Annotated in this window: 13 protein-coding genes; 12 read left to right on the top strand and 1 reads right to left on the bottom strand. The window is 34.2% G+C overall.

Annotated elements, in window-relative coordinates; all coding sequences use genetic code 11:
- The first annotated feature begins 35 nt into the window (after positions 1–35).
- The 11 genes from BBI01_RS15280 (at position 36) to BBI01_RS15230 (ending at position 8029) form a co-directional block, all read left to right on the top strand.
- Positions 36–512 (top strand): macro domain-containing protein, encoded by a 477-nt coding sequence (locus BBI01_RS15280; RefSeq protein ID WP_065395519.1) that lies wholly within the window; start codon positions 36–38, stop codon positions 510–512.
- Positions 513–588: 76 nt separating this feature from the next.
- Entirely contained in the window at positions 589–1014 is a 426-nt protein-coding gene (locus BBI01_RS15275; RefSeq protein ID WP_065395518.1) for an ADP-ribosylation/crystallin J1, read from the top strand.
- A 128-nt stretch (positions 1015–1142) separates the two neighbouring features.
- Entirely contained in the window at positions 1143–1958 is an 816-nt protein-coding gene (locus BBI01_RS15270) for a TIGR02452 family protein (RefSeq protein WP_065395517.1), read from the top strand.
- Positions 1955–2479, top strand: a complete 525-nt coding sequence (locus BBI01_RS15265) for an O-acetyl-ADP-ribose deacetylase (RefSeq protein ID WP_065395516.1) — start codon at positions 1955–1957, stop codon at positions 2477–2479. The genes BBI01_RS15270 and BBI01_RS15265 overlap by 4 nt, the downstream gene beginning before the upstream one ends.
- A 55-nt stretch (positions 2480–2534) precedes the next feature.
- Positions 2535–3221 carry an SIR2 family NAD-dependent protein deacylase gene (locus tag BBI01_RS15260; RefSeq protein ID WP_065395515.1) on the top strand — a complete coding sequence of 229 codons (687 nt, stop codon included), beginning with the start codon at positions 2535–2537 and terminating at the stop codon, positions 3219–3221.
- On the top strand, positions 3221–4180 hold the full coding sequence (locus BBI01_RS15255; protein ID WP_065395514.1) for an ADP-ribosylglycohydrolase family protein: 960 nt from the start codon (positions 3221–3223) through the stop codon (positions 4178–4180). Before BBI01_RS15260 ends, BBI01_RS15255 begins: the two co-directional genes overlap by 1 nt.
- Positions 4164–4646, top strand: coding sequence for an ATP-grasp domain-containing protein (locus BBI01_RS15250; protein ID WP_065395513.1), 483 nt, complete (start codon positions 4164–4166; stop codon positions 4644–4646). The genes BBI01_RS15255 and BBI01_RS15250 overlap by 17 nt, the downstream gene beginning before the upstream one ends.
- Positions 4647–4657: 11 nt before the next feature.
- Complete coding sequence (locus BBI01_RS15245) at positions 4658–5200, top strand: RNA 2'-phosphotransferase (protein WP_065395512.1); 543 nt, start codon at positions 4658–4660, stop codon at positions 5198–5200.
- Entirely contained in the window at positions 5197–5406 is a 210-nt protein-coding gene (locus BBI01_RS15240; RefSeq protein WP_065395511.1) for a hypothetical protein, read from the top strand. The genes BBI01_RS15245 and BBI01_RS15240 overlap by 4 nt, the downstream gene beginning before the upstream one ends.
- Positions 5406–6137 (top strand): metallophosphoesterase, encoded by a 732-nt coding sequence (locus tag BBI01_RS15235; RefSeq protein ID WP_065395510.1) that lies wholly within the window; start codon positions 5406–5408, stop codon positions 6135–6137. Before BBI01_RS15240 ends, BBI01_RS15235 begins: the two co-directional genes overlap by 1 nt.
- A gap of 167 nt (positions 6138–6304) precedes the next feature.
- Positions 6305–8029 carry a M14 family metallopeptidase gene (locus BBI01_RS15230; RefSeq protein WP_065395509.1) on the top strand — a complete coding sequence of 575 codons (1725 nt, stop codon included), beginning with the start codon at positions 6305–6307 and terminating at the stop codon, positions 8027–8029.
- Positions 8030–8087: 58 nt separating this feature from the next.
- Here BBI01_RS15230 and BBI01_RS15225 read toward each other — a convergent pair whose 3' ends face one another.
- A complete protein-coding gene (locus tag BBI01_RS15225) occupies positions 8088–8969 on the bottom strand; it encodes a cupin-like domain-containing protein (RefSeq protein ID WP_065395508.1) in 882 nt (293 codons plus the stop codon).
- A gap of 628 nt (positions 8970–9597) precedes the next feature.
- Between BBI01_RS15225 and BBI01_RS15220 the strand changes: the two genes are divergently transcribed.
- Positions 9598–12297: a carboxypeptidase regulatory-like domain-containing protein gene (locus tag BBI01_RS15220; RefSeq protein WP_065395507.1), complete on the top strand. Its 2700-nt coding sequence runs from the start codon at positions 9598–9600 to the stop codon at positions 12295–12297.
- Positions 12298–12323 lie beyond the last annotated feature (26 nt).

The following is a 12323-nucleotide window of genomic DNA, read 5'->3' as shown; positions in this document are numbered from 1 at the left end:
ATGATGATATTGATAATGATTAAGAATTAAAAACAATGAAAACGATACAATATATAAAAGGTGATGCTACCGTTCCGCAGGCAAAAGGAATAAAAATAATTGCCCATATCTGTAATGATATTGGTGGTTGGGGAAAAGGTTTTGTACTTGCCGTTTCCAAAAGATGGGAAGCACCCGAAAAAGAATACCGGAACTGGCATCGCTTCAGAAGTAAAAATAATTTTGCTTTAGGAGAAATTCAGATCATACAGGTAGAAAAATATATTTATGTAGCCAATATGATTGGACAAAAAGGAATAAAAACCGGAAGTAACGGCGTTCCCGTTCGATACGAAGCCATTGAAAAATGTCTCGAAACTTTAGCAAATGAAGCTTTATCACTCAATGCAAGCATTCATATGCCAAGAATCGGATGCGGATTGGCAGGTGGAAAATGGACAGAAATAGAACCTATCATTGAGAGAACATTACTGAACAAAAATGTTGAGGTTTTTATATATGATTTTGAATAGCAAATAATATAAACACCTGAAACGAGATTATTATTTTATCCTGAAATTGCCAATAATAAGATTAAAAATTAAAAGCATGAAAACAACAAAACTATACAGACCTGTAGGAGAAAAAGAAATGGTTCTGATCATGGAGAGTGGATATCAAAAATTTCCTCCAAGATTAGAATGGCAGCCCATATTCTATCCTGTTTTGGATGAAGACTACGCATCAGAAATTGCAGAAAAGTGGAATACGAGAGATGAGTTTGGAAATTATCTTGGTTTTGTAACCCAGTTTGATGTTTTGGAAGAAATAGCCAATCAATATCCAGCTCAGAATGTAGGAGCCAGAAACCATAATGAACTATGGGTACCTTCAGAAGAGCTTGAAACATTTAATCAGGCAATTGTAGGAAAAATAGAAATTATAAAAGTATTTGTCGGAAACGATTTTAAAAAGGCTGCCAATAAAGATATAGAAAGCCTTGTAAATACTTTAAACACTACCACGAATTCATAAGATTGTAAAAAAACATTCGTGCATTCATAGCAAAGCAAATATGCATAAATAAAATACAACCATTACGCATTTGAATTAAGGATAAACCTTATAAAAATTCGTGCATTCGTGGCTAAAACACAAAAATTATGACAAATAAAGAAATGGCAAAAGATACATTAGATATCCTCGCCAAAAAATATTATATAAATACAGAATACCAAAGAATAGATATAGAAAAAGAACTGGAAACCAGTAAAAAAGAAACGATTCTTTTCACCCCTGAACAGCTTTCTGAGCTCATAGCGACTTCGATGCCGGAAACTCATTTTGAAACTCAATTTGAAACCTGGCGATGTAGTTCTCTTAAAGCTATTTTACAATTAGCAGAACAAGAAGATCAGGGAAAAATAATGTGTCTGAACTTTGCATCCGCAAAAAATCCGGGTGGAGGATTTATCAATGGAGCAGAAGCACAGGAAGAAAGCCTTGCCAGAACTTCGGGATTATATGAAAGCCTGTTAATAGCAGAAGATTATTACACATTACACCGTAGTATGACCTCTTGTTTTTACACAGATACCATGATTTATAGTCCGAAAGTTCCTGTTTTCAGAAAAGATAAAGGAGAATTACTGCCAAAACCGGTACTGTGTAATTTCATTACTTCTCCGGCAGTAAATGCAGGTGTAGTAAAACGACAGGAACCTCAGAGAGAAAATGAGATTCTGGGAGCTATGGATATCCGGACAGATAAAATGCTTTCACTAGCCTTACATCAAGGAAATGAAACCTTAATTTTAGGAGCTTGGGGCTGTGGAGTTTTCAAAAACGATCCGAAAGAAATTGCAAGTTTGTTTAAAAAGCATCTCCAGGGAAAATATAAAAATAAATTTAAAAGAGTGGTTTTTGCCGTGCTTACAAAGAAAGAAGAGATGCTGAAACCGTTTGAAGAAATACAATGAAAATTGAACTCATAAAAGGAGATATTACAAAGATTCATGCAGATGCCATTGTTAATGCCGCTAACTCTTCCTTGTTGGGAGGAGGTGGTGTAGATGGAGCTATTCATAGGGCTGGAGGGTCAAAAATACTGGAAGAATGTAGAGTGATCAGAAACAGACAAGGTAAATGCAAGACTGGAGAAGCAGTAGTGACAACAGCAGGAAGTCTTCCTGCAAAACATGTCATTCATACCGTAGGACCAGTCTGGAATGATAATCCAGAAAAAAGCTCTCAGCTTTTATCAGAATGTTATAAAAACTCTTTACTGTTGGCGGAAAGTCTTGGAGTGAAAACCATAGCATTTCCTAATATCAGCACAGGTATTTATAAATTTCCTAAAGAACTGGCGGGAAAAATAGCTGTTAATGAAGTAAGAAAATTTTCCTCAGATATTATAGAGAAAGTTATTTTTGTCTGTTTTGATGATGAAAATGAAAACATCTATAAAAAACTATTAGATCAACCTTTTAAAAAGGAATAAAAATATTCGTGCATTAGTGGAAAATAAACCCTACTGTACAAAAAATTAAAAACCAATGAAAAAACTAACCATATTAAGCGGAGCAGGAATCAGTGCCGAAAGCGGAATACAAACATTCAGAGACGGAGACGGACTTTGGGAAAATCATAATGTAACAGATGTTGCAAGCCCGGAAGGCTGGAGAAAAGACAGAGCTTTGGTTTTGGAATTTTACAATCAGAGAAGACGTCAGCTTCATGAAGTACAGCCTAATGAAGCACATCAATTATTAGCAGAACTGGAAAAACATTTCGATGTTCAGATTATTACCCAAAATATTGATGATCTTCACGAAAGAGCAGGTTCTACGAATATCCTTCACATTCACGGAGAATTGTTCAAGTCTTGTTCATGTAACAATAAAAAACTTGTTTACGAACAAAAAGAAGACATCAATATTGGTGACAAAGCAGAAGATGGAGCTCAATTAAGACCTTTTATCGTTTGGTTTGGAGAAGATGTTCCATTACTGCATGATGCAAGAAAAATGGTACAGGAAGCAGATATACTTCTGGTTATTGGAACTTCCTTACAGGTTTATCCGGCAGCAGGTTTGATTCATGATATTAAAGATGATTGTCTTTTAATCGTTATTAATCCTAATGAAACAGGCTTTGGTTACGGACAGAGAGCTGTTGTTATGAAAGAGACAGCAACGCAGGGAATGAAACTTTTATTTGATAAACTGGTAAATCTTGCCTGATGGAAAATAAAGTAAAAGCAGGAATTATGGGAGTATGCATCGGTGATGCCCTTGGAGTTCCTATAGAGTTTAAAAAAAGAGAAGATTTGAAAAAATCTCCGGTAATGGGAATGTTGGAATATATGTCCTGGAACCAACCTAAAGGTACCTGGAGTGATGACAGTTCTTTAACGCTGTGCCTTGCTGAGGTACTTACAAAAGGCTATGATTTAGAAAAAATAGGGCAAAGCTTTGTGCAGTGGAATAAATATGGGCATTGGACCGCTCATGGAAGACTTTTCGATATTGGTGGAACAACAAGACATTCTATTGCAAGATTGATAAAAGGAGAGAGTGCTAGATTTTCAGGAAATATTTTTGAAGAAGATAACGGGAATGGTTCTTTAATGAGAATTATTCCTTTAGCTTTTTATCTTGAAAATGAAGATGATATTCAGAAGTTATATCAGACTGTAAAGGAAGTTTCAGCAATTACACATGGTCATTTTAGATCTGTTTTTGCCTGTTTTATCTATATCATCTTTGCAATTCAGTTAATAAAAGGTAAAAGTAAAAAGGAAGCATACGTACACATGCAAAATTTAGCCTTAGAATATGCAGAACTACAAGGGTTTAACCCAAGTGAAGTCGGAATTTTTCAAAGAATTTTAAAAAATGATATTTCAATTTATCCCGAAGATGAAATCAGAGCAAGTGGCTATGTGCTACACAGTCTGGAGGCTTCTTTATGGTGCTTCTTAAACTCAGAAAATTATTCAGAATCAGTATTGAAAGCAGTAAACTTAGGAGAAGATACAGATACTACAGCAGCTATTACCGGTGGACTTGCAGGAATTTATTATGGATTTGAAAATATTCCTCAGGAGTGGGTTTCAGTACTTGTGAGAAAGGACGACATTATAGCTGTTTGTGAGAAATTACAAAATCAATTATCTGCTGAAGATGAAAAGCTTGATTAAAATAATTACAACCCTTTTTTCTCCAAAAGAAAAGAAGAAACAAGAGAAGGTTCCTGAAGAAAATTTACCCGTATACAATGGCAAAATAGAAGTCGATAAGTATATGGAATTTAAATATATGGTAGTAGAAAAATCACAATATTTTCAGTTTAAAACACCGGATGAAATATTGAAAATTTTAAATAAAAGGAACTTATTATGGATAGATGTAAAAAATGATTTGCTTGGATACTCAAATGAACAAAGAAGCAAACTATTTATCTTAAGTGAAGTCACAGGATTTGAAATACAGAATATGTTACCGGCAAAAGGAGGCGGAGGTTCCTGGATTTTAGTATGCTTTGCCAATGGTACGTCGTGCGAAATTGCAGAAGCAGGCGAATATAGCTTTGATGAATATGCAGATGAAATATCAAAAGTGACAAACTTGCCCGTTACCTTTCTCCCCGAATATTATAATTGTTAATAGAACACACCATGAACGAAATAGAAACAAAAAGAATAAGTAAATTTTTAAGCCTTATTTTAAGGCACCAGCCCGAAATTATAGGGCTCAAATTAGATGAAAACGGTTGGGCAGATGTAGAAGAACTGATCGCAAAATCAGCCAGAAAAAGAACACATTTCACAATGAAAGAACTGGATGAGGTGGTAGAAACCAATAATAAAAAAAGATTTGCCTTCAATGAAGATAAAACCAGGATCAGAGCCAGCCAGGGGCACTCTATTGATATAAACTTAGCTTTAGAAACAGTGCAGCCTCCTGATTTTCTTTATCATGGAACAGCAGAAGCCAATATCCATTCTATTTTAGAAACCGGAATTGAAAAAAGAACACGTCAGCATGTACACTTAAGTGCTGATAAAGAGACTGCTACAAAGGTAGGAATGAGACACGGGAAACCAACGATTCTTACGATCAGAACCGGAAAAATGTATCAGGATGGAATTGCTTTCTTTCAGTCTGCCAATGGAGTATGGCTGACAGAATTTGTAGATCCGAAATACATTTCAAAATGACATTTGAAGAATTTGAAAAAGAAGTAATAACTTTTACTCCTGAAAAAGACAACTTAACAGATAAGGTAAATGACTTATTTGCAAAAGGAGCTGGTCTAGTTCACGTATTGTATTTTATAATTGAGCATAAGAGTTGCGGGTTGACAGAAGCAAAAGAAATTGTAGATACCTGCCCTGATTATCATAAAAGATTTGAAAAAAATTAATGAGCAGAACATTAGCAATAGGAGACATTCACGGTGGGTTTAAAGCATTACAGCAAGCTTTTGAACGTGCCGAGGTTACTGAAAAAGACAAATTGATTTTCCTTGGAGATTACGTAGACGGATGGAGTGAATCTTCACAGATCATCGAGTTTCTAATAGAAATTTCCGAAAAACAGGAATGTATTTTTATTAAAGGAAACCATGATGTATGGTGCGAAGATTGGCTATCCTTTGAACAAGGACCTGATATCTGGCTTTTCAATGGTGGAAAAAGTACCGTAGAAAGCTATAAAGATTATTCTTTGGAAGAGTTGGAAAACCATCTTGTGTTTTTTCAAAGGATGAAACCTTATCACATTGATGAGCAAAATCGTCTGTTTATTCATGCAGGATATTCGTCTATGCATGGTCCTGAAAAAGAAGTCTATTCCAGCAATTATCGTTGGGACAGAACCCTCTGGGAAACTGCTGTAGCAATGGATAGTAAACTGCAAAAGAACTCAGAATTATACCCTAAAAGACTGCTTCTTTACAATGAAATCTTTATCGGGCACACTCCAACCCTGGATATTGGAATGACTACCCCTGCAAATAAAGCCAATATCTGGAATCTGGATACAGGAGCAGCCTTTACAGGAGCTTTATCTGTAATGGATATCGATACCAAAGAATTCTGGCAAAGTGATCCGCTTCCGTCTCTATATCCTGATGAAAAAGGAAGAAATAAATAAGTGTAAATAATAATGAATCAATAATGATGAGCAAATATTTGCTGTCAGGCACACAACCTCACAGGTTTTCAAAACCTATGAGGTTTTATTTTATATACTAAAGAGTAAAATTTAGCTTTTCTGCCCCAATCATATTAGCTAATTTTAAACCCGAAAATATGACCTCCATGAAATTGAAATACCTCTTCCTTACCCTATGTTCGTCTTTAGTTTGGGCTCAAAACACATTTCAGACTCCTTTTGAAAAAGGAAATGGTAATCAAACTGTTACTTACGACGAAATGAATGCCTATTACCACGATCTTGCAAAGAACTTTAATACAGTTCAATATCTTAAAAAAGGAGAAGATGACAACGGAAAACCTATTTATGTCGTTGTTTATAACCCTTTTCCAGAAAAAAATATTGAAAATCTGAGAAAAGATAAAGCAATACTGTTTGTTAATAACGGAATTCATCCCGGAGAACCCGACGGAATTGATGCTACCATGATGCTGATGAGAGATCTGGCAACTAAAAAAATTAAAACCCCTCAAAACTTTATCATAGCTGCCATTTCTGCTTACAATATAAGTGGAATGCTGAACAGAGGTTCCCATTCAAGAGCCAATCAAAACGGTCCTGAGCAGTATGGTTTCCGAGGAAATGCAAGAAACTATGACCTAAACAGAGATTTCATCAAAGCAGATTCCAAAAATGCCAGAAGCTTCCAGGAAATCTATCAATGGCTGAAACCGGATGTTTTTATTGATAACCATGTCAGTAACGGAGCAGATTATCAATATACATTTACTTATATTTCAACTTTTAAAGAACGCTTAGGGAATGTCTTAGGATCTTATTTTTACAATGATTATCAGGCTAAAAATCTTGATGATATGAAGAAACTAGGCTATGAAAGCACTCCTTATGTGAATATTCACGGAGATATTCCCGAAGTGGGATTTGCCTCTTTTGAAGACTCACCAAGATATTCTACAGGGTATACAACCTTATTCAATTCATTGGGAACAGTTCCTGAAACCCATATGCTGAAGCCTTATGATAAAAGAGTAGACGCTACCTATAAATATATGCTGGTTAATCTGCAAAACCTTGATAAAGATTATCAGAAAATAAAACAGCTTCGTATTGAAAACTTAAAACAATATCAGGCAGGAAAACAATACGGAATTCGATGGAAAATAGATTCCACAAAGTATACAACAATGGATTTCAAAGGATATGAAGGTCAATACAAACCGAGTGAAATTTCCGGAAAGCCAAGATTATATTATGACAGAAATAAACCTTTTACAAAAAATATAAAACTCTTTACTACAGCCGTTCCGACCGGATATATCACCATTCCGAAATATTATGTAATTCCACAGTCGCAGTACAGAGTGATTGAAGAATTCAAAAGAAATGGTATTCAGATGAAACCAATTCAAAAGGATAGCACAATCACAGTAGAATCTTATAAAATTAAAGACTTTAAAACCGTAAAAAATCCTTACGAAGGACATTATGTGCATTATGAAACAACGGTAGACAGAACAAATAAAAACCAATCGTTTGTTGCTGGAGATTATCTTGTTTCTACCAGCCAGCAAGGAGTAAAGTATATTATTGAAACCCTTGAACCTGAAGCATTAGACTCTTTTTTCAACTGGAACTTTTTTGATGGAATTCTGGCACAAAAAGAATATTACTCTGCTTATATCTTTGAAGATACCGCTGCAGAACTTTTGAAAACAGACAGGAAACTTAAAGAAGCCTTTGAAGCAGCAAAAAAATCAGATAAAAAGCTTTCAGAAGATGGGGAAGCCCAACTGGATTGGGTCTACAGACACTCGCCTTATTTTGAAGAGAAAACATTTAGACAGTATCCAATATATAGAGTCTTGTAATATATTGATAAATAATAATTAAACTAAAAAACGCGTTTCATTTGAAACGCGTTTTTATTTATTTTGGTAATCCTCTTTTCAAAGCGATTTCCGCTCGTTTGATGGCTACTTTTTCTTTCCAGTCCATATATCTTTTCTTGAAATTAGACTTCATAATGTCATCAAATTTACGTTGTACAGTAAGGTTCCATAGAGAATGAGCTTTTACCGCCCATGATTTATCCCAAGCTCTTAAGGAAATAGAGAACGAACCGTCAAGGTACTTCATCCAGTGCCACCATCCGGTAGGCATAAACAATGTATCACCATGCTCAAGGAAACACTCAATACCTTCTACACCATCCAGCGCAGGGAATTTCGTAAAATCAGGATTTTCAATATCATAATCTTCCAACGCATACGTTGCATAAGGAATCTGATATAATCTTTCTCTCCATTTATAGTCAAAAAGAAGAACATGCTTTCTTCCGTTAAAATGAGTATGGAAAATATGAGCCATATCAATATCAAAGTGAAGGAACGTTACCGATCCTTTTCCGCCAAAGAACATATTAGGATATTTATCAAGGAATCCACCCATTAGTTCTTTTGGAGAAATATAATCTTCAAGGAGTTTCGGGGCATATTTTATGGGATCAAAAAGGAAAATTCTAAGATCAGTAGGCTCTTTCTGAATAAGATCTATATAATCACCGAATTTCATTTTGGCTGCAGAAGCATTGATGGGAGCAGAAGGATCTGCCTTTGAACTGTCATATAGCGGAACTTCCACATCTCCTACAACCTCCTTCATATATTCCATCGTCCATTTTTGGTAAGCAGGCCATTTCTTTGCCATATTTTTGATGACAACGGGCCTTCTTGGCTTTAGATATTTTTCGTAGAAATCTTCTTTAGAAATATCATCTACAACATCTATAGGCTTTAAAATAATTCCCATTTTATAAATTTTATGTTACAAAATTATTAAATAAATATTTATGTATCAGGTTTTAATTTTTTTTTAATCCATGATTTTAATTATATTTTTCTATTTAGACTAAATAAAAAAATAAGTGATTGTTATTATTAATAAAGCTTTTCTGTTTTCTGTTAAAAAATGAAAATAAAAATAACTCTTCTATTGTTTTAGGGTAATTACACAACTTAGGAATAAGAAAATCGATTTTATCACTGATAATTATTTTAATTAATAAAGAAAATAGTACATGAAGTTGCAAATTAAAGATACAAAAATACTTATGTTAATTTAATTCAAAATAAAGAGAGATATTTTTTGTATTTTGAACAAAAATTAATATTTGCAGAACTTTTTTGATTCAGAAATAAAAGTCCGTATTTCTTGTATATATTATAAGAATGCTCAGATGTGATGTTCATAATTATTTTATCGATGTAATCATTTTCTCATGATTAATAAGAAAATTGAATATAAAGCCGTGTTTTTTTCTGAATAATAAAGATATAACGATTTTTATAGTGATAAAATTTAACTTTTAAGTTTAAATCATATCTTTAAAAGTGTAACGAAAGAATAGAATGATTAACTAATTAATCAAATAATAAACATGAAGAAAAATATTTCCTTATTTCTGATGCTATTTTTTACGGTTTTTACCTTTGCACAGAAAACAGTTTCCGGAAAAGTGACGGATACTGACGGAATAGCAATACCAAGTGCAAGTGTCACCATTGAGGAGCCGGGCAAAGATGCTATTCTTGCATATGGAATTACCAATTCCAAAGGAGAATATAAAGTAACTTTTACCTCGCAGGAATCTAATGTTGACCTTAAAGTAAAAGCATTCAATCAGAAACCTCTTACCAAGCAGATCAGCAACAGTGATCAGAACATGAATTTTACAATGCAGTCTGAAGCTACAGAAATAAAGGAAGTACAGCTGAAAACTAAAATGATCACCGCAAGAGGAGACACTATTTCGTATGATCTAAAGGCATTTAACAGTAAAAATGACAGAACCCTTGCCGATGTAATGAAAAAAATTCCAGGAATTGAAGTCAGTACAGACGGAACCATCAAGTATCAGGGAAACGCAATCAATAAATTCTACGTTAATGGTAAAGACCTTATGGAAGGCGGTTATGGTACCATCAACAACTCTCTTCCCAAAGATGCAGTTCAAAAAGTAGAAGTACTGGAAAATCATCAGCCGGTAAAGATTCTTCAGGATAAAGTTCCTTCGGATCAGGCGGCTATTAATATTAAACTTAAGAACGCTGTAACCATGACAGGTCGTGGTGAAGTAGGATCCGGTTTTGGTGCTCCATGGCTTTGGAATGTAAAATTGACCCCAATGTTTTTCGGACAGAAAAGCCAATGGGTGGTTAATTATAAAACCAATAATATGGGAGAGCAGGTGGAAAATGAAGGAAATATACTGGCATTTGGAAGTTCATGGGAAGGGAGAAGAGGAAATGTTTCCCAAAATAACTGGCTGAGTGTTGAGAATGCTGAAGTTCCTAACCTTCCGGTAAAGAGATACCTGTTGAATAATGTTCACTATTTGTCTGCCAATTACCTGACAAATATTGATAAGAAAAAAGAATGGGAACTAAAAGCCAACGCCAATTATACGAATAATGCCGTTGAAAGAGAATCCAATACACTCACAAGAGATATCCAGCAGGGAACCCAGTTTAATACCAGATTTCTGAATAATTTTTATACAGATAAACTAAAAGGAGAATTAATTTTTACTAAAAATGCTAAAAAAGGGTTTTTTAAAAATACAACCACATTCTCTCAATTCTGGAATGCAGACAGAGCATTAGCGGAAAGAGCAGGATCAATCGGGAATGAAGCTTTGGAATCTCCTACTTCGTCATTTCAGAACTCGTTAAGTACGATCATTCCGTGGAAAGAAAAAATGGTTAATTTTAAATCATATATAAGCTACCAAAACGATAAGCAGGTTTTGGAAATTTCTCCAGCCAATTATTTAAAGATTCCTTATAAGAGCCCAACGGATACAGCCTTTACTACCATTAAATTTACACCAGGGACTACAGCTTTACAGAGTTTAAGAATTAAAAGTTTAGAGACTTCACATTCTGCTAATATCAGCTTCTCTACAAAAGGCTGGACTTTCACACCACAAGTGGGAATCGATTTTTCAACAGATAGATTAATAACTAATTTTGACGGAATTACGGATGACAACAAGCCAGATTTCAGTAGTCCAGCATACGAAAATGATTTGAAATTCACGAAAATTAATCCATCTGCATCTGTCGGAATTAATTATAAATCAGAAGCATGGAACTTATTTTCAAGTTTTCCTGTAAATTTTAACAGCATGAAAGCTGAAGATGCATTTAGAAATGTTTCAAAATCTCTAAACAAAGTTACATTTACACCCAATATTTTTGCACAATACTCTTTTGCTTCTTTCTTTAAAGCAAGTGTAAGTGGAGGGATCAGCAATAACTTTGGAGATATACAGACCGCTTATGCCGGATCTATTTTAACAAGCCCCGGAGGATTCAGCGTAATGGACCCGAAAAATCCAATTCCTGAAACCACTACAAAAAATGGAGGAGTAAGATTAGAATACAGAAACCCTTTGAATAACCTTTTCTTCAATGTAGGATATAGATTAAGCGATGCTAAAAACAACCTGTTAGCTACAAGTGTTGTAAATCCGTCAGGATTCAGTGTTATCCAATACATTGAGCTTGAAAATAAAAGAACTAATAATAGCTATTATGCAGAAATCGGAAAATATTTTCCAAAATTTAAAACCAACGCTTCGTTTTCTTACAATAACTCCGTATCAAAATCTCAGATGAAGAGAAATGATGATTTATTTGATACCAAGACAGATGGAAATACATTAGGATTCAAATTTAACAACACCTATTTCTCATGGATGAGCGTAGATTTCAATGCGACAAAATCATGGAATAAACAATCTAATATTTATACAACAGGAAATTTAGGGAAAAGTGAAAGCTATAATCATAATCTGAATGTATTCTTCTACCCATTAGAAAGCCATACTATTGGTTTTTATTGGGATCAAATCAATTCTAAACTGGGAGATACTAAATTTAATAATGGATTCTTTGACGTATCTTATCAGTTTAGTTGGACCAAGAAAAAAGTAGACTTTGAATTAAAATGGATGAATATTTCCAATAGAAAAGTATTTGAAAAAATTGATGTAAAAAATGCAACGATTGAACAAACTACAATGCAACTCCGTCCTAGTCAAGTCATGTTAACAGTAAAATTCAACTTTAAATAAAAGCAAAACCAATCCCGAGGGATTGG

The organism is Chryseobacterium artocarpi (genome assembly GCF_001684975.1).
GTDB classification, from domain to species: domain Bacteria; phylum Bacteroidota; class Bacteroidia; order Flavobacteriales; family Weeksellaceae; genus Chryseobacterium; species Chryseobacterium artocarpi.
Note: the sequence above shows the minus strand (reverse complement) of the source record. Positions and strands in the feature narration are given on the sequence as shown.

Coding starts and splice junctions, on each gene's coding strand:
- BBI01_RS15280 (WP_065395519.1), top strand. CDS start 36: ATGAAAACGATACAATATATAAAAGGTGATGCTACCGTTCCGCAGGCA.
- BBI01_RS15275 (WP_065395518.1), top strand. CDS start 589: ATGAAAACAACAAAACTATACAGACCTGTAGGAGAAAAAGAAATGGTT.
- BBI01_RS15270 (WP_065395517.1), top strand. CDS start 1,143: ATGACAAATAAAGAAATGGCAAAAGATACATTAGATATCCTCGCCAAA.
- BBI01_RS15265 (WP_065395516.1), top strand. CDS start 1,955: ATGAAAATTGAACTCATAAAAGGAGATATTACAAAGATTCATGCAGAT.
- BBI01_RS15260 (WP_065395515.1), top strand. CDS start 2,535: ATGAAAAAACTAACCATATTAAGCGGAGCAGGAATCAGTGCCGAAAGC.
- BBI01_RS15255 (WP_065395514.1), top strand. CDS start 3,221: ATGGAAAATAAAGTAAAAGCAGGAATTATGGGAGTATGCATCGGTGAT.
- BBI01_RS15250 (WP_065395513.1), top strand. CDS start 4,164: ATGAAAAGCTTGATTAAAATAATTACAACCCTTTTTTCTCCAAAAGAA.
- BBI01_RS15245 (WP_065395512.1), top strand. CDS start 4,658: ATGAACGAAATAGAAACAAAAAGAATAAGTAAATTTTTAAGCCTTATT.
- BBI01_RS15240 (WP_065395511.1), top strand. CDS start 5,197: ATGACATTTGAAGAATTTGAAAAAGAAGTAATAACTTTTACTCCTGAA.
- BBI01_RS15235 (WP_065395510.1), top strand. CDS start 5,406: ATGAGCAGAACATTAGCAATAGGAGACATTCACGGTGGGTTTAAAGCA.
- BBI01_RS15230 (WP_065395509.1), top strand. CDS start 6,305: ATGAAATTGAAATACCTCTTCCTTACCCTATGTTCGTCTTTAGTTTGG.
- BBI01_RS15225 (WP_065395508.1), bottom strand. CDS start 8,969: ATGGGAATTATTTTAAAGCCTATAGATGTTGTAGATGATATTTCTAAA.
- BBI01_RS15220 (WP_065395507.1), top strand. CDS start 9,598: ATGAAGAAAAATATTTCCTTATTTCTGATGCTATTTTTTACGGTTTTT.